This window comes from Compostibacter hankyongensis (assembly GCF_039541075.1).
Taxonomy (GTDB): Bacteria; Bacteroidota; Bacteroidia; order Chitinophagales; family Chitinophagaceae; genus Compostibacter; species Compostibacter hankyongensis.
The window spans coordinates 1,195,604-1,219,740 of record NZ_BAABFN010000001.1 but is presented as its reverse complement, the minus strand read 5'-3'; the positions used below and the strand labels follow the sequence as shown (position 1 = coordinate 1,219,740).

Annotated in this window: 17 protein-coding genes; 13 read left to right on the top strand and 4 right to left on the bottom strand. The window is 55.2% G+C overall.

All coding sequences use genetic code 11. The features are described from left to right. The first annotated feature begins 153 nt into the window (after positions 1–153). The 8 genes from ABD851_RS04970 (at position 154) to ABD851_RS04935 (ending at position 7,505) form a co-directional block, all read left to right on the top strand. On the top strand, positions 154–1,776 hold the full coding sequence (locus tag ABD851_RS04970; RefSeq protein ID WP_344976309.1) for an MFS transporter: 1,623 nt from the start codon (positions 154–156) through the stop codon (positions 1,774–1,776). Positions 1,777–1,817: 41 nt separating this feature from the next. After that, positions 1,818–2,777: an ROK family protein gene (locus ABD851_RS04965; protein WP_344976306.1), complete on the top strand. Its 960-nt coding sequence runs from the start codon at positions 1,818–1,820 to the stop codon at positions 2,775–2,777. Between the two features lie 221 nt (positions 2,778–2,998). Then, the gene (locus ABD851_RS04960; protein WP_344976303.1) at positions 2,999–4,042 is read left to right on the top strand and encodes a glycosylasparaginase; all 1,044 of its coding nucleotides are present in this window, start codon (positions 2,999–3,001) and stop codon (positions 4,040–4,042) included. A 60-nt stretch (positions 4,043–4,102) separates the two neighbouring features. Then, positions 4,103–4,294 (top strand): type II toxin-antitoxin system VapB family antitoxin, encoded by a 192-nt coding sequence (locus ABD851_RS04955; RefSeq protein WP_344976300.1) that lies wholly within the window; start codon positions 4,103–4,105, stop codon positions 4,292–4,294. Then, positions 4,291–4,695 carry a type II toxin-antitoxin system VapC family toxin gene (vapC, locus tag ABD851_RS04950; protein ID WP_344976297.1) on the top strand — a complete coding sequence of 135 codons (405 nt, stop codon included), beginning with the start codon at positions 4,291–4,293 and terminating at the stop codon, positions 4,693–4,695. The genes ABD851_RS04955 and vapC overlap by 4 nt, the downstream gene beginning before the upstream one ends. Beyond that, positions 4,692–5,456 carry a copper homeostasis protein CutC gene (locus ABD851_RS04945; RefSeq protein ID WP_344976294.1) on the top strand — a complete coding sequence of 255 codons (765 nt, stop codon included), beginning with the start codon at positions 4,692–4,694 and terminating at the stop codon, positions 5,454–5,456. The genes vapC and ABD851_RS04945 overlap by 4 nt, the downstream gene beginning before the upstream one ends. Positions 5,457–5,463: 7 nt before the next feature. Next, positions 5,464–6,237: an endonuclease/exonuclease/phosphatase family protein gene (locus tag ABD851_RS04940; RefSeq protein WP_344976291.1), complete on the top strand. Its 774-nt coding sequence runs from the start codon at positions 5,464–5,466 to the stop codon at positions 6,235–6,237. 83 nt (positions 6,238–6,320) lie between these two features. After that, positions 6,321–7,505, top strand: a complete 1,185-nt coding sequence (locus ABD851_RS04935; protein WP_344976288.1) for a leucine-rich repeat domain-containing protein — start codon at positions 6,321–6,323, stop codon at positions 7,503–7,505. Positions 7,506–7,546: 41 nt separating this feature from the next. Here the strand turns inward: ABD851_RS04935 and ABD851_RS04930 are convergent, their stop codons facing one another. The 4 genes from ABD851_RS04930 to thrA all read right to left on the bottom strand — a co-directional run bounded on the left by ABD851_RS04930 (position 7,547) and on the right by thrA (position 13,787). Beyond that, entirely contained in the window at positions 7,547–8,911 is a 1,365-nt protein-coding gene (locus tag ABD851_RS04930) for a DUF3472 domain-containing protein (RefSeq protein ID WP_344976285.1), read from the bottom strand. Positions 8,912–8,978: 67 nt separating this feature from the next. Beyond that, positions 8,979–10,283: a threonine synthase gene (gene thrC, locus ABD851_RS04925; RefSeq protein WP_344976282.1), complete on the bottom strand. Its 1,305-nt coding sequence runs from the start codon at positions 10,281–10,283 to the stop codon at positions 8,979–8,981. Between the two features lie 73 nt (positions 10,284–10,356). Then, positions 10,357–11,301, bottom strand: a complete 945-nt coding sequence (locus ABD851_RS04920; protein ID WP_344976279.1) for a homoserine kinase — start codon at positions 11,299–11,301, stop codon at positions 10,357–10,359. A gap of 38 nt (positions 11,302–11,339) precedes the next feature. Beyond that, positions 11,340–13,787, bottom strand: coding sequence for a bifunctional aspartate kinase/homoserine dehydrogenase I (thrA, locus tag ABD851_RS04915; protein ID WP_344976276.1), 2,448 nt, complete (start codon positions 13,785–13,787; stop codon positions 11,340–11,342). A 416-nt stretch (positions 13,788–14,203) separates the two neighbouring features. Between thrA and ABD851_RS04910 the strand changes: the two genes are divergently transcribed. The 5 genes from ABD851_RS04910 to ABD851_RS04890 all read left to right on the top strand — a co-directional run bounded on the left by ABD851_RS04910 (position 14,204) and on the right by ABD851_RS04890 (position 24,135). Continuing rightward, entirely contained in the window at positions 14,204–15,919 is a 1,716-nt protein-coding gene (locus ABD851_RS04910) for a beta-N-acetylhexosaminidase (protein ID WP_344976273.1), read from the top strand. A gap of 323 nt (positions 15,920–16,242) precedes the next feature. Then, the gene (gene nagB, locus ABD851_RS04905) at positions 16,243–18,171 is read left to right on the top strand and encodes a glucosamine-6-phosphate deaminase (RefSeq protein WP_344976270.1); all 1,929 of its coding nucleotides are present in this window, start codon (positions 16,243–16,245) and stop codon (positions 18,169–18,171) included. Between the two features lie 147 nt (positions 18,172–18,318). Beyond that, complete coding sequence (locus tag ABD851_RS04900; protein WP_344976264.1) at positions 18,319–19,575, top strand: dicarboxylate/amino acid:cation symporter; 1,257 nt, start codon at positions 18,319–18,321, stop codon at positions 19,573–19,575. Between the two features lie 13 nt (positions 19,576–19,588). Continuing rightward, entirely contained in the window at positions 19,589–20,656 is a 1,068-nt protein-coding gene (locus tag ABD851_RS04895; RefSeq protein WP_344976261.1) for a LacI family DNA-binding transcriptional regulator, read from the top strand. Between the two features lie 380 nt (positions 20,657–21,036). Beyond that, a complete protein-coding gene (locus ABD851_RS04890) occupies positions 21,037–24,135 on the top strand; it encodes a SusC/RagA family TonB-linked outer membrane protein (protein WP_344976258.1) in 3,099 nt (1,032 codons plus the stop codon). The last annotated feature ends 2 nt before the right edge of the window (positions 24,136–24,137 follow it).

Here is a 24,137-nt window from a genome sequence, read left to right as displayed (position 1 = left end):
GCTAACATACTAACATTTCCTGAATTTATTATTATTTAGCGGCCTTCCCCTCCCCCTTTTTCAAGGTTTCAACCCCGTTCTTGAAAATAATTTTTACATTAGCCGGCCGGGGAAACCCGGCCGGCAGCCAGATGACCCTGCTAAACACATGGCATGAATGACGAATCGACGAGGGGGATCAATCCCGCCTTTTATATACTGATCACCGTATTTTTCTTTTGGGGCTTTGTGGCGGCATCCAACGGCGTTTTTATCCCTTTTTGCAAGGCACATTTCAACCTCACCCAGCTGGAATCGCAGCTGATCGATTTCGCTTTTTACAGCGCCTATTTTATCGGCTCGCTGCTGCTGTACCTTTTCTCGGCCTTCCGGGGCGTAGATATCCTCAACAAGATCGGTTATAAAAAAGGCATCATCTACGGTCTGCTCATCTCGGTAGCCGGCGCCCTGCTCCTGATCGGGGTGGTCAATCTGGGTAACGGCATGGAGAACAAGAGCACGGCCTTCTTCCTGATCCTGGGCGCTTTTTTTGTGGTGGCGCTGGGATTCTCCCTGCAGCAAACCGCCGCCAATCCCTTTGCCGTGATGCTGGGGGACCCTTCCACGGGCGCGCACCGGCTGAATGCTGCCGAAGGCGTCAACAGCTTCGGGACCACCATCGGTCCTATCGTGGTCGCCATCCTTTTGTTTGGCACGGCCAGCGAGAACGGTCAGGCCGCCGTTACCGATATCAGTACGATCAATAAGCTTTACCTGATGCTGGCCGGGCTGTTCCTGCTGGCGGCTGTTATCTTTGCCGTTACCAAAATGCCGCGGTTCATCTCTGACGAGATATTCGAAAAAACGGGGAAAGCTACCCGCTCGATGCTGGGCATTACCTTTTTTTTCCTGCTTATCCTGATCGGCGTGATCAGCCGTTATGCCCTGCCATTGTTCGTCCTTGGCATTGTCGGTATTCTGGGCATCCTGCTTTATTCCTTTAAAAGCGCACAGCGGGATGCACAGGGCTGGGGAGCCATGCGCTACGCCCAGCTTGTATTGGGAATGACGGCGCTGTTTGTATACGTAGGCGTGGAAGTGACCATCCAGAGCAATATGGGCGCCCTCCTGGAGCAACCCGGCTTTCTCTCCCCTGCCGGCCTGGACAAATCGCAGATCGACCCCTACATCTCGTTGTACTGGGGAAGCCTGATGATCGGCCGCTGGACAGCCGCCATCACTATTTTTAATCTTTCCGGAAGAGCCCGGAAGCTGATGACGGTGATCGTTCCCTTTATCGGCTTCGGGGTAGTGCTGGGCGTAAACATATGGAAAGGGAATCAGATCAACGATTTTTATCTTTACGCCATCTGTATCCTGGTTCTGGTCTTCGGCTTCTTTATCGGACAGGAAAAGCCGGCGCGTACCCTGCTGGTCTTCGGCGGACTGGGAACGGCCGCCATGCTCATCGGCCTGTTCACTACCGGTCAGACGGCCGCTTTTGCCTTTATGAGCGGAGGGCTGTTCTGTTCGGTCATGTGGCCCTGCATCTTTGCCCTGTCCATTACCGGGCTGGGAAAATATACCAGCCAGGCTTCGGCCTTCCTGATCATGATGATCCTCGGCGGAGCCCTTATCCCTCCGATACAGGGCGGACTGGCGGATATGCCGGCCCTGGGCATTCACCGGTCGTACATCATACCGGTGCTGGGTTTTGCCTACATCGCCTTTTTCGGCTACCGGGTAAGATCCATCCTGAAAGCGCAGGGGCTGGATTATGAAGCCGCGGTTATGTAGCACTGACCTGTAAACCATGTTCTCGAAATAAACACATAAAAATGAATCAACAGTTAGCGGTGGGCATCGATATCGGCGGCACCAACACGGTATTCGGCATTGTGGACCGCCGTGGCAATTTGCTGAGTGAAGGAAGCATCTCCACCCGTGCGCATGCGGAAGTTCCCCTTTTTGTGGAGGATCTCTACAACGCTTTATCCCCGCTCATCGAAAAGATGGCCGACACCGGGGAAGTAAAAGGCATCGGCATCGGTGCCCCGAACGGCAATTATTTCAAAGGAGCGATAGAATTTGCCCCCAACCTGCCCTGGAAAGGGGTGATCCCTTTGGCCAACCTGGTCAAGGATGCTTTCGGACTGCCTGTAGTACTCACCAACGATGCCAACGCCGCGGCCATCGGAGAGATGACCTACGGGGCCGCCCGCGGCATGAAGGACTTCATCATGATCACCCTCGGCACGGGCCTGGGCAGCGGCATTGTCGCCAACGGCGAGCTTGTTTACGGGCACGACGGCTTCGCCGGTGAGCTGGGGCATGTGATCGTAAACACTGAAGGAAGGTTGTGCGGATGCGGACGTTACGGCTGCCTGGAAACCTATGTTTCCGCCACCGGGCTGGCACGCACCATGCGGGAGCTGCTGGATACGCATCAGACCGATAGCCGGCTGCGGGGTCTTCCTCCCGAGGAGATCACTTCAAAATCCACCCGGGATGCGGCCCTTCACGGGGATAAGCTGGCGCTCGACGCCTTTGAATATACCGGCAGAATGCTGGGGCAGCAGCTGGCCAACTTTATCGCCTTCTCCAGTCCCGAGGCCATTATCCTGTTCGGCGGCCTCACCAAAGCGGGCGATCTTATCCTGAAGCCCACCGTCCGGCATATGGAAGAAAGCCTGCTGGAGATCTATAAAGACAAGGTAAAGGTGCTGCTGTCCGAGCTGAAGGAAAGCGATGCGGCCATCCTCGGCGCCAGCGCCCTGGTCTGGGAGATGAAGGACTGACGCCCCCTACCCCCCTAAAGGGGGAAAGGTGAAAGGTAAAAGGTGAAGGGTGAAGGGCATTTTAAGTTTAAAGTTTAAGGGTCTAAGGTTTAAGGTTTTTCCGGGCAGATCAACTTTAGACACGGAAGTCTAAGGTTTAAGGTTTCATTCCCGGCAAATTAACTTTAGACTTTGGACCTTAGACTATTGAACCAGAAACTGGAAATTTCAAACCCGTTCCCATGCAAGACCGCAGAAAGTTCCTGAAATGGTCCGCGGCGGGCGCCGCCCTGCTGTCGCTCGACCGCCCCGCGCTTGCCGCCGCCGTTACCCGCCGGCAGCGGCCGGAAGCCGTACGCCCGCTTGTGGTATCGACCTGGGATTTCGGGATACCCGCCAACGCAGCCGCCTGGGAGGTGCTCCGCAGCGGGGGCCGCGCGCTCGATGCAGTGGAGGCGGGTGTCAAGGTACCGGAAGCCGATCCGCAGATACAGACCATCGGTCTCGGCGGATTCCCGGACCGCGACGGGCACGTTACCCTCGACGCCTGCATCATGGATGAAAAAGGGAACGCCGGCTCGGTAGGATGCCTGGAGCACATCGTACATGCCATCTCGGTAGCCCGCCGGGTAATGGAAAAAACGCCCCACGTCATGCTGGTCGGGGATGGCGCCCTGCAGTTCGCGCTGGAGCAGGGCTTTCCGCGACAGCATCTGCTCACCCCCGCCTCCGAAAAGGCCTGGCGGAAATGGCTACAAACCTCAAAATACAAACCGGAGATCAATATTGAAAACAAAGCCGCCGGCAGAAAAACCGCCTTCAGCCCACTGCGCCTGCCGGGCAACCGGTACAATCACGACACCATCGGCATGCTGGCGCTGGATGCGGCAGGTAACCTTTCCGGCGCCTGCACGACCAGCGGACTGGCCTATAAGATGCATGGCCGGGTAGGCGATTCACCCATACTCGGCGCCGGCCTCTTCGTAGACAACGAAATAGGGGCCGCCACCTCCACCGGCGTCGGGGAAGCCACCATGCGGATATGCGGCACCCATACGGTAGTAGAGCTGATGCGACAGGGACATTCCCCCGAAGAAGCCTGCCGCATGACCGTGGAGCGGGTGGTCAAAAAAGACCCGGACTATGCCCGGTCCATACAGCTGGGCTTTCTGGCCATCAACAAGCAGGGAGAGATCGGCGCCTGGTGTCTGCAAAAAGGCTTTAACTATGCCGTTTACTCCCAGCAAACCCCCAACAGACTTATCGACGGGAAGAGCTATTTTTGAATCCTGTTTTCTTTTGGTGTAAAAAATCCTATCTTTAGGTGTATAAAAACAAAGGAGGATATGCGCACCAATATAGAAATAGACGATCATCTGCTGAAAGCTGCGATGAGGCTGGGGAAGCAGCCCACCAAAAGAGCCGCTGTGCAGGAAGCCTTACAGTATTATGTAAACCGGCTGAAAAGACAGCAATTGCTTCATATACGGCATAAGTCCTTCTGGAAGGGGAATCTTCAGGAAATGAGAAAAGCTTGAACGATCCGCTACTTTTTGATACATCGGTATGGATCGATTTCCTGAATATCCGTTCCGGCAGAGGATCAGACCTGCTGGGCCGTTATATTGCAGAAGATTTTCCCGTTATCATCACTCCCGTTATCTACCAGGAGATACTGCAAGGCATCCAGGATGACGGGGACTTTGAACAGACAAAGGATCTGCTTTCCGCTTTTTCCATACTGGACCTTCCTGCCATAGAAGCAGCCGGAGGAGCGGCTGCCCTATACAGGGATCTCCGCAAAAAAGGAATTACCATCCGTAAAAGCAACGATTGCTTAATCGCTTTCTATGCCATTTATTTCGATATACCGCTTGTACATAAGGACCGGGATTTTACCCTGATCGCCCAACATACCCCACTTAAAATATTATTATGAATACCCCTGTCATCCTTGAGATCTGCGCCAACTCGGCCGCTTCCGCCATTGCTGCACAGACCGGCGGAGCCGACCGTGTAGAGCTTTGCGACAATATGGCCGAAGGCGGCACCACCCCCAGCTATGGCGCCATTGCCAAAACGCGGGAAGCGCTGTCCATACAAGTCTATCCCATCATCCGGCCCCGGGGAGGCGACTTCCTCTATGATGCCCTGGAGTTCGAGCTGATGCAGCGGGATATCGAAGTCTGCAAGCAGCTGGGCTGCGACGGCGTGGTCATCGGCGTGCTTACCGAAGACGGAAAGGTGGACGTCGTACGTACGAAGCAGTTAGTAACGCTGGCCCAACCGATGGGCGTTACCTTTCACCGGGCTTTTGATATGACCAGCGATGCTTTCGAAGCCCTCGAAGCGGTGATCAGCACGGGCTGCGAACGTATCCTGACCTCCGGGCAGCGCCGCATCGCCATGGAGGGCACCGGTCTGATCCGGCAGCTGGTACAGGTTGCAGGAGACCGGATCACCATTATGGCGGGCTCCGGTGTGCGGGAAGAAAATATTGCCGAGCTGGTGCGTCAGACGGGCGCCCGTGAATACCACTCCCGGGGCAACCGTACCGCCGACAGCAAAATGCAATACCGGAACCCTCATGCCGCCATGGGCGACGGCAAAGAGTTTGAGATCAGCATCACCGATTCCGCCATTGTGAAACGGCTGCGCGAAAAAGCAGAGGCGGCAACTTCCACATCTTATTCCTTATAGCTAAATCATGAAAAAACAACCGCTTATCCTCGTTCTGGCCTTGCTGCTGGCAGCAGCAAAGCTGCCGGCGCAGCAGCTGAAGGTGCTCACCTATAACATCCATCATGCGGAAGACAACGCAGGGAAGGTAAACACCGAAAATATCGCCAAAGTGATCCGCGATTTTGGTCCTGATCTGGTGGCCCTGCAGGAGCTGGACAGCATGACGGACCGGACCGGAAAGGTCTTTCAGCTGCAGCAGATCGCCCGGGAAAGCGGGATACCTTATTTTTATTTTGCCAGGGCCATGGACTATCAGGGCGGCGGCTATGGTATAGGCGTCCTGTCCCGTTATCCGCTGGAAAGCAGCGCCACCCATCACCTGCCTTCCGTCACGGGCGGAGAACCCCGCGCCATTGCAGAAATAACGGTACGGCTGAAAGACGGCACCCGGCTGAAATTTGCCAGCACCCACCTGGACTACCGGAAGGCTCCCGAAGAACGCCTGCGGCAGATACAGACGCTTCTTGGCTTTTACCGGCAGGACACGCTGCCCGTTATCCTGGCCGGGGATATGAACAGCCGGCCGGACAGCAAAGAGATCGCCCTGATGAAGACCCGCTTCTCGGATGCCTCCGCATCCAGCGGCTATACCATTCCCTGGGACGATCCCCATTCCAAGATAGACTATATCCTCACCGATAAAAGCCATACCTGGACCACCGGCGCCATACGGGTGCTGAAAGGCAATCCCGCCTCCGACCATTGTCCGGTGTTCGCCGTTTTGCAGCTACAGCCCTGAGTTTTTCCACAGCCGTTTTGAAAACTAAAAATTTAGTTTTACCTTTAGGATGGATATTTCTCCATCTCTAAAGCTACACGGCCATGAAAAAAAGGTTGCTGCCGTTGCTGTTCGTCTTCCTGCCCCTGACGGATTTTGCCCAGCTTGTACCGCTCACCGCGCAGGACTCCGTGCATATGGGCATACGCGTACGAAAACAGCTGCTCTACACTCCGGGGACGCGCGACTATACGGCAAGAGATTCTGCCAACCTCTTCCGGCTCTATACGGTGCAGGGAAAGCTAAAGTCCACCCTGCCGCCCCGGAGCCTGGCGGCCGCGCTGAACCAGCCTGATAATATTACTGAGCTGGACCTGCACGGCTTTGACCTCGAAGAAGTGCCGGAAAGCATCCTCCGTTTCAGTCAGCTCAAGCGGATCAACCTGTCCGGCAACTACCTGAAAACTTTTCCGGAGGTGCTCTACAGGCTGCCCGCCCTCGAGTCGGTCAACCTGGACGACAATGTGATCACCACCTTACAGATCAGCCATCCCATGCCGGCTTTACAGGAACTCCACGTATCCCGTAACTTCCTCAGCAGGTTGGTCATACCACGTCTCTACCTGCCTGCGCTGCGCTGGACGGACCTATCGGAAAACCAGATCCGCGATATTCCCCGGGATCTTACCCGCCTGAATACCTTGCAAAGTCTTATTCTGTCTACCAACGATATCGGGAAAGTACCGCATCGGATAAAACGGCTGCGCCGGCTGCAACTGATCATCCTGTACAGGAACAACCTGACGCGATTGCCCGTAGCCGTTTACAAGCTGAAGCAGCTGCGCCATTTCGATATCTATTACAACCGGATCAGCCGCATCCGCCCGAAAATCCGGAAGCTCAGGAAGGTAAAGGAGTTGTATCTCTCCCATAACCGGATCAGAAAGCTTCCCACCGCCATCCGGCGGCTGGACCGGCTGGAGCTATTTTACTGCAGCCATAACGACATCGCCACCGTGGGTGATAAATGCTGGAACTTTCCAAAGCTGAAACGGGTAGACCTCAGCTATAACCAGCTGGACCGCTTCCCCATGCCCCTGCTGAACTACGCTGGCCTCCTGGAGATCGAGCTCAACGGAAACCGGTTCACCGCACTCCCCACACAGCTGTCCGCCCTGCCGAAACTGGAGATGTTCGGGCTGAGCGATGCCGCCGCCCTTTGGTCGGATAGCCTCAACCAAACGCTGCTGCGCCAACTGGAAGCAAACGGCGTGCAGGTATTCAAATGAATGCGGGGATTGCGGATTTCGGGTTTACGTGGAACGGCCCTTCACCTTTTACCTTTCACCTTTAACCTTTCGAATGGGATCTCCGGCGGCAGGCCTCCCGGAGGACGGGCATAATGCGTATTCAATGGCGTATAGCCGTTAAAGAAACCGCAGTTCTTCAGAAAAAAGGCGGCGCCCTCTACTCCTCCCCCGTAATCCATGCGGTAGCCTTTTCCGGCTGTATTGTCACCTGTGAAGCGGGCGCGGGTCAGCGCCGTCCATTTTCCCGCGGCGTCCCGGACCCACTGGTTTGTGAACAGCACCTTGCGGGTAATGTCGCCCTGATCCGGAGAAAAATTCTCCAGGAAGGAATGCAGGTGCTTCAGCCAGGTATGGGTATGCGGGCGGCTAAAGCTCGCGATCAATTGCCAATGCGCCTGCTCCGGGGCATAAAACCAGGCCGTGTAGCGGGTATGATCGTTGTCGCCCGGCCGGGCATGCAGCAGAAAACGGTAGGTAGTGTTGGCTTTCCAGTTATAACGCAAAAAACTTTGTCCGCCCGAACCCTCGTTCCCGAACTCGCCGGCATGCACACCGGCGCCCTTTTTTACAAGCAATATCTTTTGATCCGCCGGAATGGCCGACGGATCATCGGTATGAAAAGGACTCCATACGGAAAAGAGAATGCGCCGCTCGCGGGAGGAGTTGACCTGCATACCGAAATATCCCTCGGCAAAGCCGTCCGCCATAAAATAGGAGCCGACAATATCGTTGCCCGCCGGCACCGTTACCTCGTTGTAAAACCACTCGGCATCCGCATCTCCGGGCATTTCGTAATTCAGGTGGACGGAAGGACCCCGCCGGCCCCAGTAAAAGAAATTGCCCTCGTTGTTTTTTACGAAGGCAGTGCGTCCCTGTAGTGCCGTGCCGTCCAGCTTCAGCGCCGCCACCTCCCCAAAATACCGGCCTGTCTTCGAAAGGGCCTGCAGCCTTATGGCAATATAGCCGGTATCCGTGACCTGCCAGGTTCCCGCAGAACGGTCGCCCGGCTCTCCCGGCTTCAGCCTGATGTCCCGGCTGTGCCCGAGCAGGGATACGCGGATCACACTTTCTCCCCCGGACACGGTTGCCCTGAGCCAAAGCCGGAGCATCCCGGGACGGCTTACCCGGACACGGGTGATAAAATAGCAGGCGGTGTCCGTCCAGTTACGGATTCCGGCTTCGCTGAGCTGACCGCCGTGGTTTTCCTTGGGGTATTTCCAGGTATTGCCACCCAGGGGAACGGTAATGAGGGTATCTGCCGGCCGGGAAACAGTAGCGGCCATATCTGCAGGCTGCGGAGCAACCCAAGCCTGCGTCGCTTTCCCTTCCGCAAGCGCGGCAGAACAGGACAACGACAGCAGACAAACGTAGAGAAGACATCTCATGAGGATCGGATTTTCGGTCGTATGGCATCGCGGAAAAAAAGTCGGATGGTCCGGCTTTCTTGATTGATTATCCGCGCAGCAATATCTCTTTTAACTGCGAAAAGTCGTTCTCCATAACCACAGCCTGCTTTTGCTTTCCGTTCAGCGACGCCAGCTGTTCGGGAAGGACGATGGCCGGCTGCATATCCGTTTCATATACATCCGGGAACTTGCAGGGATGCGCTGTGGAGAGGAAAACACCCGGGTTACCGGTTCCGCTTTCCCGCCGAAATTCCTGCAGGCCCAGATAAGCGACGGCGGTGTGCGGACACATTACATAACCGTGTTGGGTGAAAACGCTCCGGATGGCCTCGCGGGTAGCTTCGTCGGTGAAGCTGTATCCCGAAAGCAGACCGCCCATATCTTCCGCACCGCCCAGCAGCTCCAGCAGCCTGGCAAAATTGCTCGGGTTGCCCACATCCATGGCATTGGAAAGGGTATGCAGGGAGGGTCGCGGCTCAAATACGCCCGTGCGAAGGTATACCGGCACCTCGTCGTTCACATTGGTGGAAGCCACAAAACGGGCTACCGGTAAGCCCATCTTCCAGGCCATTACTCCCGCGGTAAGATTACCGAAATTGCCGCTGGGAACCGAAAACACCGGAGGGGCGGTATGGCCCGCCTGCTGCAGCTGGGCCCAGGCATGGAAGTAGTAAAAGGTCTGCGGGATCAGCCGGGCAATATTAATAGAGTTAGCGGAAGAAAGCTGCAGGGTCTTGCTGAGCTCCGGATCCAGGAAAGCCTGTTTTACCAGCCGCTGACAATCATCAAAGCTGCCCTTCACCTCGAGGGCGCGGATGTTTTTTCCCAGCGTGGTCAGCTGCTGCTCCTGCACGGGACTGACCTTACCCGAGGGGTATAAGATGGTCACCCGGATATGCGGCACATCATAAAATCCGAGGGCTACGGCGCCGCCGGTATCGCCGGAGGTGGCCACAAGAATGTCAAGGGGGCGAGTTTGCTGCTCAAGAAAATAAGCCATCACCCGGCTCATAAAGCGGGCGCCGAAATCCTTAAACGCCAGGGAGGGGCCATGGAACAGCTCCAGCACATAGGTATCTTTTCCCAGGGGTACCGCCGGCGCCGGGAAGTTAACCGCTTCATCGATGATCTCCCGGAGCCTGGACGCGGATATGGCCTCTTCCAGCAGGGCGGAAGCCACCCGGAAGGCTATCTCGGGAAAAGAGAAGCCGCCGAGTTTTTTTATAAACGCCTCTTCCAGCCGGGGAAGCTTCTCCGGCATATAAAGCCCGTTATCGGGCGGGAGGCTTTGAAAAACCGCTTGGGGGAAATCTGCTTTTGTATGTTTATCCTTTGTACTGTAGTACTGCATCCCTTCCTGTTTTATGCACACGCCGGCTTTCCGGCATCCTATGAAATGGGTTAACGTTTTAGTCTGCGCATCCTTACATAATGCGGGGGCCTTCGGCATTGACCTGGGAAACGTAGCCGTCCGATTCGATGCCCAGCGTACGGAGATGTTCCTGTACGGCATCCCTGATGCTACAGGCGGTGTCCTGGTCTGTGCTGAGGGCAAAGACGGCGGGACCGGAACCGGAGATGCCAAAGCCCAGCGCACCCTGGTCCAGGGCTTTCTGCTTCAGGGTATAAAAATCGGGGATCAGCATGGAACGCACCGGCTCTATGATCACATCCTGAAGCGACCGGCTGATAAGCGCATGATCTTCGCGATAGAGCCCGCTGACCAGACCGGCGATATTCCCCCACTGCTGTACCGCATCTTTCAGAGATACCTGTTGCCGGATGATCCGCCGGGCGTCGCGGGTGGCGACTTCGAGGTGAGGGTGGATGAGCGCGCATACCAGTCCCGGAGGGGTATGCAGGCGGATGACGTCGAGCGGGTCATAGCTGCGGATCAGCACAAAGCCGCCCATAAGCGCGGGAGCCACATTATCCGCATGTCCCTGCCCGCAGGCCAGCTGCTCTCCGGCCATGGCAAAAGGCAGCAGGGCTTCCCGCGGAAGACGTTCCTCCAGCAGGGTGTTGATGGCAAAGAGGCCGGCTACCGTGCTGGCGGCGCTGGAGCCCAGACCGCTGCCTACCGGCATCTTTTTAAAAAGGGTAATTTCTACGCCACGCTCCGGCTCGCCGATAGCCTGCAGATAATCGATCACAGCGGCGCTCACGGTATTCTTTGCCGGGTCCAGTGGCAGCTTTCCTTCATCCCCGTGTATGGCTTTTATCTTTACACCCGCTTCGTCGGTGAGCCGCATGATGACCTCATCGCCCGGCGCATATACGGCAAAGCCCAGCACGTCAAAGCCGCATACCACATTGGCCACGGTGGCCGGGGCAAACACTTTTACGGATTTACAACAATCGTCGCCCATGATCTATTTATAGTTTCTTGTTTCTCAGTTTCCGGTTTCTAATTAGCGCACTTCACCAGATCGGCAAACACCCCTGCCGCGGTAACTTCGGCGCCGGCGCCGGGGCCCTTCACCACCAGCGGACAGGCGGTATAGCGGTTCGTGGTAAAGGCGATGATGTTATCGCTGCCGGACAGCGCGTAAAAAGGATGCCGGTCATCGATAGCCTGCAGCCGGATGCTTACCTTACCGTCTTCCAGCACGCCGATATAACGCAGCACCTTCCCTTCGCGCTCGGCCCGCTGCTTCAGCTCCTCAAAATACGCATCTTCCTGCAATAAGGTTTCGAAAAATGCGTCCACCGAAGTCGCCTGCATACAGCTTTCCGGGAGGATGGGCTCGATCTCCACATCTTCCATTTCCACACCATATCCGGAATCCCGGGCGAGGATCAGCATCTTCCGCATAAAGTCCAGCCCGCTGAGATCGTCGCGGGGATCGGGTTCGGTATACCCCTTTGCCCGGGCTTCTTTTACGACATCATAAAACCTTCTGTCTCCTTTAAATTCATTAAAGATAAAAGAAATGGTGCCGGACAGGATAGCTTCTATCCTCATGATCTTATCCCCGCTCACCAGCAGGTCCTGCAGGGTTTTGATGATCGGCAGCCCGGCGCCCACATTGGTCTCGTACAGGAAGTTCACGCCATGCTTCTTCACCGCGGCCTTGAAGGCCTTGTATTGCTCATAGGAGCCCGAATTCCCGATCTTGTTACAGGTCACCACCGAAATGCTGGCGGCAAACAGCGAAGCATAATGGTTCACCACGTCGGCGCTGGCCGAATTATCGATAAATACGCTGTTGGGCAGGTTCATGGCCTTCATGCGGGAGATAAACTGCTCCAGGTCGGCCGGCTCTCCCCCTTCCTGCATCAGCCGCTCCCATTGCTGAAGTGGTATGCCGGCTTCGCGAAACAGCATCTGCCGCGTATTGGTAATGGCTACCATATTGATCCGGAGCGCATTGTGCTCCAGCAGGTAGGCTTCATGGTCCTTTACCTGACGCAGCAGGGTTTTCCCGATATTGCCCACGCCGAGATAAAACACATTCAGGGTTTTTATCCGGGAGAGGAAGAAGGCCTCATGTACTAAGTTGAGGGCCTTGGCCAGGTCGTTTTTACGGATCACCACGGATATGTTGTACTCCGAGGATCCCTGTGCAATAGCTGTCACGTTTACGCCGTTTCTGCCCAGTGCGTTAAACAGCTTGCCGCTCACGCCGCTGGTGTGTTTCATATTTTCCCCGACCACGGCCAGCACAGAAAGTTCATCCTCCACACGGGGAATTTCCAGCTTGCCGGTCTGTAGTTCCAGCTCAAACTCGGCTGCAATAAGCCGGCGGGCGTTGGCGGCGTCCTTCGGACTCACGGCCAGGGTTATACTATGTTCTGAAGAAGCCTGGGTGATCAGGATAATATTGATCCCTTCCCTGGCCAGCAGCGAGAAAAGGCGGCCGCTGAAGCCTGTTCTGCCCACCATGCCGCTGCCCTGCAGGTTGATCAGGCTGACATCGCTGATGGAAGAGATGCCGCGGATGAGGTGGCCGTTGCGATGGGCATGCTCACGGATCACGGTACCGGTAAAGGAGGGATTGAAGGTGTTCCGGATCACAATGGGTATACGCTTCTCAAAAGCCGGGATCATCGTGGGCGGATAGATCACCTTGGCGCCGAAATAGGTCAGCTCCATCGCCTCGGTATAGGATATCTCCGGCAGGGTAAAGGCCTTGCTGACCATCCGCGGATCGGCGGTCATAAAACCGTCCACATCCGTCCATATCTGTATCTCCTCGGCCTCTATGGCCGCACCTACCAGCGCGGCGGTATAATCGCTGCCCCCGCGCCCGAGGGTAGTGGTCTGTCCTTTTTCATTGCTGGCCACAAAGCCGGTAATACAGAACACAGCGGCGGGATTATCCCGGAACGCATCCCGGATCAGCTGGTCGGTCAGCTCCTGGTTCACCCGGGCATGGCCATAGGCGCTGTCTGTTTTGATCCATAGCCGGGCGTCCGCAAACCGGGCGTCCGGGTGATCCTGCTGTAACAGCTGGGCCACGATAAAGGTGGAGCAAAGCTCGCCATAGCCGACAATGCTGTCCTGGGTCCTGGCGGAAAGCTCCCCAACGGCTTTTACCCCCTGCAGCAGGTCTTCCAGCTCGTTCATGAAGATCTTCAGCTGCATGATCACGGGGTTCTGCCGCTTTACAGCGATCAGGGCCTTGATCACTTCAAGATGGCGCTGCTCCATCTTCTGCAGCAATACATGGAAGTCGCTTCCGGCTTCGGCCTGGGCCGCCATCTCCAGCAGACAATTGGTAATACCCCCCATAGCGGAGGTCACTACGGCAACGCGCTGCCCTTCCTGCAGCGTTGATCTTACAATGCCGGCCAGCGTACGGATGCTTTCCACGGATCCTACCGAAGTACCCCCGAACTTTAAAATCTTCATGTTTCTCTGTTACAGCATTTTGTGTTAAGCAATCGTCAGCGGCTATAAAAAACACAGCGCCTTCCCCGTTTCGGAGGAAGGCGCTGCGGCTGCTTCTTTAGGTGCATTACAGTTCCTGCCTCCATGATCGCATGCAGGTAATAATAATGGTCCCGGAAATCAGTGCTGATACTGTTGTCCGAAAAACCCTTTGTTTACCTGTTGCATTCATGGAGATCGAAAATTGAGGGTGTAAAATTATAAAATAATTTACATTTCCAAGCAATTTTCTGCGCTTTTAAAAAAAGAGCCCCTTGTCCTGCCGCATTTTAAATATTTTTGTCGTTCTTTTGGACTTGCTTTGCTTTATAACCGATTAACCCGAATCCGGCCTCCGGGACAACCCGTCTGCGCCGTCACCTGTAAAACCTTTCACCATGTTTCGATTCAGGCATACCTGCTTGCTTATGTTACTGGTGCCCCTGGCCCAGCTGTCCTGCACTTCCAACAGCACTTCCGGCGGCGGCACTGACACAGACAGCAGCCTGGCCCCGGTGAGCATCATCCCGGCGCCCGTAAAAGTGGAAAAACAGGCCGGGCACTTCACCATCAACCCCTCTACCATGCTGGTGATGTCAGGCACCGGTCTGGAAAAATCCATACGGTTTTTTAACGCTTATCTGCAAAAGTACTATGGCTTTCAGCTGCAGGTAAAGGACCTCAGCAAAAACGGGGAGGATATTCCTGCTTCCAACGTGGTCGTGCTCAATTACGAGAAAATAGAATACAAAATCCCGGGCGCCTATAATATGGAGGTGACGGGCGACAAGGTGAACATCAACGGGGACAATGAAGAAGGCGTTTTTTATGGTATGCAGACGCTCATCCAGCTCCTGCCGCCGGACCGCTCCCAGTCACTGAAGATCCCTGCGGTGAAGATAACGGATCACCCGCGTTTTGCTTACCGCGGCATGATGCTCGACTGCGGCCGTCATTTCTTTGATACTGCATTTGTCAAGCAATTCATCGACTATCTGGCTCTGCAGAAGATGAACACCTTCCACTGGCACCTCACGGAAGACCAGGGCTGGCGTATTGAGATCAAGAAATATCCCCGCCTGACCGAAGTCGGCGCCTGGAGAAACGGCACCATCATCGGCCATCACCCCGGGGACGGAAATGATAAAACCCGCAGCGGGGGCTTCTATACGCAGGAGCAGATCAAAGACATCGTACGGTATGCGGCAGACCGGTATATCACCATCATCCCCGAAATCGAGATGCCGGGCCATTCCTCCGCGGCCATCGCCGCCTATCCGCAGCTGAGCTGCTTCCCCAACGAATCTACCAAAATCGGTAAGACCCCCTGGAACGGCCCCCGTACCGGCAAGCAGGTACAACAGACCTGGGGTGTGTTCCAGGACGTATATGCGCCGACCGAATACACCTTTACCTTCCTCGAAAACGTGCTGGACGAGGTGATACAGCTTTTCCCGTCCAAGTACATCCATATCGGCGGCGACGAATGCCCGAAGGACAACTGGAAGCGCTCCGCGTTTTGCCAGAAGCTGATCCGGGAAAAAGGATTAAAAAACGAAGAAGGGCTGCAGAGCTATTTTGTACAGCGCATCGAAAAATACCTGAACAGCAAGGGAAGGGAGATCATCGGATGGGATGAGATCCTGGAAGGCGGACTCGCCCCCAATGCCACGGTAATGAGCTGGCGGGGCGAAAAAGGCGGTATCGAAGCGGCCAAGCAGCACCACGATGTGGTCATGAGCCCCACCACCTACTGCTATCTGGATTATTACCAGTCTGACAACCACGACAGCCTGTCCATCGGCGGGAACCTGCCCCTGGAAAAGGTATACAGCTACGAGCCCTTCCCCAAGGAGCTGACTGCCGATGAGGCGCAGTATATCAAAGGCGTACAGGCCAATCTCTGGACGGAATATATCGCCTGGCCTTCCAAAGTGGAATATATGCTATTCCCCCGGGCGGCGGCGCTGGCGGAAATAGCCTGGTCTCCGAAAGAAAAAAAGAATTTCAACGATTTCACCGACAGACTGAAAACACAGTATGCCCGCTACCGGCTTTGGGGCACCAGCTATTTTGATATCTTCAAAACCGACAGCACCGGAACCCCCAAGTAAAAGAAAGGCAAAAGGTGAAGGGTAAAAGGTGAAAGGCATTTTAAGGGTTTGATGATGTGCTGATTTGATGATGACTTTATCAAACCAGAAAGGCGGAGCCTTCATCGAGGCCTTTAAAAATCATAGTACGCGAGATAAATGCACCGCATTGGCAACGGGATTGAATTATTTTTAAATGGCGTTGCCGAACTGCGTTTCACGGAGACCGCTAAAACTCTTTGTGAACGACGTAAACCAGAAACCAGAAACTTCAAACCCGAAACCGGAACAAGTTTCATTTCAGACAGATCGACTTTAGACCTTAAACTTTAAACCTTAGACTATTGAATCCCAAACCCAACACAGCGGACATCGACCTGACGGACAGCTTTGAAAAAATACCGGTACAGATCTTTAAAAATGCCCGCGAAGGATCCGAATCGGTAGCCCGGACCATTGCCGCCCTTATCCGGGAGAAGCAGGCCGCCGGTAAACCCTGCGTGCTTGGCCTGGCCACCGGCTCCACACCCAAAAACCTGTATGCCGAGCTGGTGCGCATGCATCAGGAGGAAGAACTGAGCTTTGAGGGGGTGATCACCTTCAACCTGGACGAATATTATCCCATAGAGCCCGATGCGCTGCAGAGCTATCACCGCTTTATGCAGGAACAGCTTTTTAACCATGTGGACATTCGTCCGGAAAACATCCATATCCCAGACGGTACCCTTCCCAAAGACCAGGTAAAGGCCTGGTGTCTGGCCTATGAAGAAAAGATCGCTGCCGCGGGGGGAATAGACCTGCAGATCCTCGGCATCGGCAACAACGGGCACATCGGCTTCAACGAACCCGGCTCAAACGTCAATTCCCGCACCCGCCTGATCGCCCTGGAGAACACTACACGGCTGGCCAACTCCTACGAGTTTTCCAACATGGCCCAGGTGCCGCGCCTCGCCATCACCATGGGGATCAGCAATATCCTGCTGGCGCGGAAGGTGATCCTGCTGGCCTGGGGCCAGCACAAGGCGCCCGTTGTGCAGCGGGCCGTGGAGGGTCACAACACGGAGCAGGTGCCCGCTTCCGTTTTGCAGCAGCACCCTGACTGCACCTTTGTCCTCGATGAGCAGGCCGCCGCCGAGCTGACCCGCTTCAAGTCGCCCTGGCTCACCGGCGAATGCGAGTGGACGCCGAAGATGATCCGCAAGGCGGTATCCACCCTCGCCCTGTCGGTGAACAAGCCCATCCTCATGCTGACGGACAACGATTATAACGATCACGGCCTGAGCGACCTGCTGGTGCATTTCGGTCCTTCGTACGATATCAACCTGATGGTGTTCAACGGGATGAAAAACTGCATCACCGGCTGGCCCGGGGGGAAGCCACATGTGCATATCCCCAACCACCCCGAACGTTCGGAGCCCGCCAGCAAACGGGTAATCCTGTTTTCACCCCATCCGGACGACGATATCATTTCCATGGGGGGTACTTTTATCCGCCTGCATGAACAGGGCCACGAGGTGCATCTGGGTTACCAGACCTCGGGCAATATTGCCGTGGGGGACGAATTTGTCACCCGCTTCATCGACTTCGTGGCCGGCTTCGACGATATGTTCGGGATCGACAAAAGTCATGTTTCCGAGATCATGGAAGACGCCCGCGCCTTTCTGAGGACCAAGCGGCCGAGCGATATGGACACTACGGAGATCCGCGCCATAAAAGGGCTGATCCGCCGCTGTGAGGCCAAAGCCACCTGCCGTTATGTGGGTATCCCCGACGACCATATCCATTTCCTGAACCTGCCTTTCTATGAAACCGGCAAGATCGAGAAGAACCCGCCGGGAGAAGAGGATATCCGCATTACCATGGACCTGATCCGCCGGGTAAAGCCGCATCAGATCTATGCCGCCGGGGATCTTGCCGATCCGCACGGCACCCATAAGATATGCCTGGATATCGTATTCGAAGCCATCGACCGGCTCAAGCAGGAGGAATTCATGAAGGACTGCTGGGTATGGCTGTACCGCGGCGCCTGGGCGGAATGGGAGCCTTACGAAATAGAAATGGCGGTACCGATGAGCCCGGGACAGGTCATCCAGAAAAGGAACGGCATCTTTATCCACCAGAGTCAGAAAGACAACGTGCCTTTCCAGGGATCGGACGCCCGCGAGTTCTGGCAGCGGGCCGAGGAGCGGAACGCTTTTACCGCCCAGCTTTATGACAGGCTCGGGCTGCCGCATTATGCTGCGCTTGAGGCCTTTGTGCGTCATCATTTCTGAGGGGGACATTTCTCTGTTTTTCTTCCGCGGATCCTCGGGCTGCCGCCCCGATCCGGAAGCAGAAGGTAACCCTCCTGTCTTTTACCGCCTTAAACTATTGACTTAGATTATAGCCTGCATATTGCCCTAAACCATTAACTTAGATTAATGATTGCAGCAAAAAAGCACGGCTTCTTCAAGAATTACGGGAGTATCCTGCTATTGCTCGGCGGCATTCTCGCCGGGAGCGTCTTCGGGCTGCTTTTCAAAAACGAGGTGAAGTTTGTCAAGCCCCTGGGCGACATCTTCCTGAACCTGCTGTTTACGGCGGTGATCCCCCTTGTATTCTTTGCCATTGCTTCGGCGATCGCCCATATCGACCGTTCTCAGCGTCTGGGCCGTCTTTTCATGCTGATGATCGCCGTCTTTATCGCTACCGTGCTGGTTGCGGCGATCCTGACCATCCTGGCCGTAAAGCTGTTCCCCATACACCAGTCTCTGGTTAACGATCCTGCCTTTACTGCCGATCTGCGCGAGCAGGATATCGGACAGCAGATCACGGGCCTGATCAGCACAGGCGAATTTTATGAGCTGTTGTCCCGCGGCCATATGCTGGCGCTTATCCTGTTTTCCGTATTGACCGGATTTGCCGCCCTCCGCTCCGGGGAAGCCGGCAGCGCTTTCCGCGCCTTCCTGAAATCCGGCGACGAGGTGATGCAGCAGCTGCTCATGCTGGTGATGAAGGTCGCCCCGCTGGGCCTGGGTGCTTATTTTGCCTACCAGGCGGCAGTGTTCGGCCCCCAGCTCTTCGGCACCTATGCCCGGTCGCTGGCCCTGTACTACGGGTTCGGCACGTTTTATTTCGTGGTCCTGTTCAGCGTATATGCCTTTATCGGCGGAGGGGCTGCCGGCATCAGCCGGTACTGGCGGAACAATCTTCTGCCGGGGCTGACGGCCATAGGCACCTGCAGCAGCATCGCGGTGATACCGGCCAATCTCGAAGCCGCGCGGAAGATGGGTATACCCGAACATATTGGCAATATGGTAGTACCTTTGGGCGCTACTTTACATAAAGACGGCTCCAGCATCTCTTCCATCGTCAAGATAGCGGTAGTATTTGCGATGTTCGGAAAAAGCTTCTCGGGTGCCGACACCCTCCTGCTGGCCCTTGGGATAACGGTGATCGTGAGTATCGTGGAAGGCGGCATCCCCAATGGGGGCTATATCGGTGAGCTGCTGGTGATCTCGGTGTACGGTTTTCCGCCGGCGGCCCTGCCTGCCGTGATGATCGTGGGAACGCTGGTGGATCCGCTGGCCACCCTGCTGAACGCCACCGGCGATACGGTAGCAGGAATGATGATCGCAAGGATCGGGGCGGGAAAAACAGTAAAGACAGCAGAGCTCCATCTTAAAAACGGTATATAAAAGCACGGCATATATGAAGCAAAAATCCACCAGCTCCGGTGTAAAGGAAATCGCCCGCCGGGCCAATGTGTCCATCGCTACCGTGGACCGGGTGATCCATAACCGTACGGGAGTATCCGAGAAAACCCGCCGCAAGATCGACCTGATCATCCGGGAAATGAACTACCAGCCCAATATCTTGGCCAGCCGGCTGGCCTCGCGGAAAGTATTTCATTTCGCCATCCTCATCCCGCGCGTATCCGAAGAAACCGATTACTGGGAAGCGCCGCTCAACGGCATACAGCGTGCTACCGCAGCGATAAAACAATACGGCATCAACGTGGATCATTATTTTTATGATCTAAACGACAAAAAATCGTTTACCCGGCAAACCCAGATTATCCTGAAGCAAAAGACGGATGGCGTCCTCATGGCCCCGTCTTTTATTGAAGAAGCCGTTCACTTCGCGGAGGAATGCAGGAAACGCAACATCCCCTACGTCTTTATCAACTCGGATATCCCCCAGCAGGACAGCCTCTGCTATATCGGCCCTCATCTGTTTCAGAGCGGCTATCTCGGCGCCCACCTCGTTAACCTTGGCACTTCCAGAAAAGGAAAAACGCTGGTGGTAAATATCTCCCGGGAGATAGACAACCATCATCACCTGCTGAGAAAAGAAGACGGGTTCAGGAGTTATTTCAAAGACCATGGCAGCCCGCAGGAAATCATCAAGCTGGATATCCGTCAGACCCATTATCAGGCTGTATCCCGGAAGCTGTCCAAAACATTGCGGGACTTTCCGGATATCACGGCCATCTTCGTAACGAACTCACGGGTATCCACCGTAGCTTCTTTTCTGGAAAAATCCGGCCTCGAAAATATTCTGCTTATCGGATATGATTTCCTGAGAGAAAATGTCCGGTATCTGGAGAAGGGAACCATCAGCTTCCTCATCTGCCAGCAGCCCGAAGAACAAGGCTACCAGGGCACCATGGCCCTGTACGATCACCTCGTGCTGGGGACACAGATCGAGAAGGTGCATTTTATGCCTATCGACATCATCACCAAAGAAAATTACGAGTTCTACCAGACTGCAAAATAAACCGCAGGAGCCTCACTCCACAGGCTGAAGCACAAAAAAGAACGAAAAATGGGTACGTTACCGTTTTTGGTATCTTTTTTGCGGCAATGTCACAACTGCATTTTTTAGCCTGAAATCCCTGCCGTCTTTTTCCATACAGATTATGCAGGTATCCCGTTGACCGCCGGTCAAATCTTGTTCAGAAATCAATGTACATCTTTCAAAGGAAAGTTATGAGCTGTTGTTCTTGTTGCTAACGATAACGCATATATAAACACTGATTCTCTATACCGCGGGACATATACCGCCGGAAGATGAGACGTCTGTGAACATGCCTGGTATGTTCTTATAGGCGTAGCATGCCCTGTAATCCTACATTGAAACTGATCAAAACAACGCTTATGAGCTTCAAACCCTGCCGGCTGCTAACAGGATATTTTTGCCTGATCCTGACCATCCTGCTGGCGCAGACGCAGCAGGCCGCTGCACAACAAGCCCTTACCATTTCCGGTACCGTAACAGACAGCGCAACAAATTCGCCCCTGCCCGGCGTAAACATTGCGGTGGAAGGAACCCCGAACGGCGTGGCCACCGATCCTGCCGGCAAATTCCATATCCAGGCCGCCAAAGGCGCGGCCCTCATCTTTTCCTTTACCGGTTACCAGACAGTCCGGCGCACAGTAGTGGATACGCTTCTTAACGTAAAACTCGGCCAACAAAGCAAGTCGCTTAAGGCCGTGGTGGTCACGGCGCTGGGTATTGAACGGGAAACCAAAACACTTACCTATGCGTTGCAGCAGATACAGGGAAGCAAGCTCACCGAAGTAAGAGACCCGAATGCCAACGTGGTAAACAGCCTCGCCGGTAAGATCGCCGGGGCTGTGGTCACCCCTTCTGCCGACGGGCCCGGCAGCGCCACCCGCGTAGTGCTGCGGGGCAACCGTACCATCAGCAACAGCAATACCGCCCTGATGGTCATCGACGGGGTGGCAGTGGATAACTCGTTCGGCTCCCAGCCGACCGATGAAACAGGCGGCTCCAACGGATATACGGGAGGAGATGGCACCGCCACCATAAACCCGGATGATATTGAATCGGTAAGCGTGTTGAAGGGAGCTGCCGCCACTGCCCTGTACGGCAGCCGCGCCGGGAACGGCGCCATCGTGATCACCACCAAAAAAGGTGCTGCAGGGAAAGTAGCGGTAAACTACAGCGGCAGCGTCACGATGCAGCCGCCCTACCTGCTGATACCTTTCCAGAACTCCTACGGCCGCGGCAACGGCGGCACGGCCCCCGAAAGTCCCTACAGCACCGGGGCCAGCTGGGGACCGGAAACAAAAACCTATCCGGACAACGTAAGGGATTTCTTCAATACCGCGAATACGGTCAACAATACCGTCAATATATCCGGCGGCTCCGAAAAAGTACAGGCCTATACTTCATATACCAATAACTACGCTACCGGCAACATACCCGGAAACGAGCTGAACAGGAATACCCTTAACCTGCGTATCAATACGCATATCACCGACAAGCTGACCACGGATGCCAAGCTTACTTATGTCAGCCAGTCCATAAAAAACAAACCCCGTCTCGGGGAAACGGGCACTCCCCTGAACGCGTTCATCATGCCCCGTGATCTGAGCCCTGACAGCCTGAAGCATTTTGAGGATACGGACCCTGTATCCGGACAGCCCATCCCCGCCCCCTGGCCTACCTCCAACCCTTCCATATACATGAACCCGCTCTGGTACACCCATCGCACCTCCTATAATGAGGATCGCGACCGCATCACGCTGCTGGGCTCCGCCAAATACCAGCTCACCGACTGGCTCAGCATCCAGGCGCGATATACGCTGGACCGTTATACGGACAAGACCACGGGCTCTTTTTACGATCATACCGTACAGCCCACCACCCAGACGGGAGGACAGTTCTTCCGCAACCATGCAGAACGTTCGGAGCAGAATATCGATCTGCTGCTGAGCGGCGACAACACGCTCTCTCCCTCCTTCGACCTCAATTATAATATAGGCGCCAGCATACTGGATCAAAAATATAACGCCACCAATGCTACTGCCAATGGCCTGAACATCCCCAACCTGTTCACCCTTCAAAATGCATCGAACCCGGCCAACACATACAGCATCTCACGCTCGGTGATGCAGTCTGTTTACGGCACCGCCCAGCTGGGCTTTAAGCAATACCTGTACCTCGACCTGAGCGCACGGAACGACTGGGTTTCCACGCTGCCGCCGCCATACAGCTATTTCTATCCTTCAGCAGGGATCACCGCTATACTGTCCGATATGATGCACCTGCCGTCCTGGATCAGCTTCGCCAAGGTAAGGGCCTCTTATACTTTCGTCGGGAACGGCGCCGGCGCTTACCGGCTGGACCAGTACTATTCCTTTTCGCCGGGCGGCACCCACGGTTATATCAGCCGGGACGTTACCCAGAACATCCCCAACCTGAAGCCCGCCCAGACCCGCTCTTTTGAAGCGGGCACGGAATGGCGCTTCCTCGATAACCGCATCGGCATAGACGCCACTTTTTACAAAACCAACACCATCAACCAGCTGCTCACGCTCGGGCTGCCGGTGCCCACGGGATTCACCACGGGCTATATCAACGCCGGCAATGTGCAGAATACCGGGGTAGAGATCGTATTGAACGCCTCGCCGGTCGCCGGGAAAACATTCAACTGGAATACCACGGTCAATTTCGCCCGCAATGAAAACAAGGTGATCCGGCTGCTGGCGCCGGAAATCATACAGGCTACGCTTTCCGGCAGCGCCCGGCTGGGACAGGTAGTGGTAAAAGAGGGCGGCGCATACGGGGACCTTTACGGGCAGGTATGGGCCAAGGATGACGATGGCCGCTATCTGGTGGACAACAACGGACTGCCGGTAATCACGCCAAACGAAAAGGTGGGCAATTTCAACCCGGACTTCAACCTCGGCTGGTCCAATACCTTTCAATATAAAAATTTCACCCTGTCGTTCCTCATCGACGGACAGGTGGGCGGCAGCCTGATCTCCGGAACCGATTCCTACCTGGCCTTCTTCGGCCTGCGGGATTATACCGAAAAATACCGCGACGGCGGCCTGGTGCTCAATGCCGTGCACGCCGACGGCAGCCAGAACACAACGGCCATTGACGCCGAACAATTCTGGGGAACAGTATCGCAGGGCGGAAGGGCGGCCTGGACCCAATTCTTTACCTATGACGCCACCAACTTCCGGCTGCGGGAAATATCCCTCGGCTATACGTTTAATCTCAACAAAGGCTTTTTGAAAATGGCCAGAGTATCGCTCACCGGCGGCAATCTCTTTTTCCTGTACCGTGGAGAATCTGTCCTGGATATCCCGGGAATCGGCAAACGAAAAATCCCGGTAGACCCGGGCGTAAGCCTGGGCGCCGGCAACTCTCAGGGAATCGAATCGGGTATGCCGCCGATATCGCGAAATTTCGGACTGAACGTAAAACTGTCATTTTGATA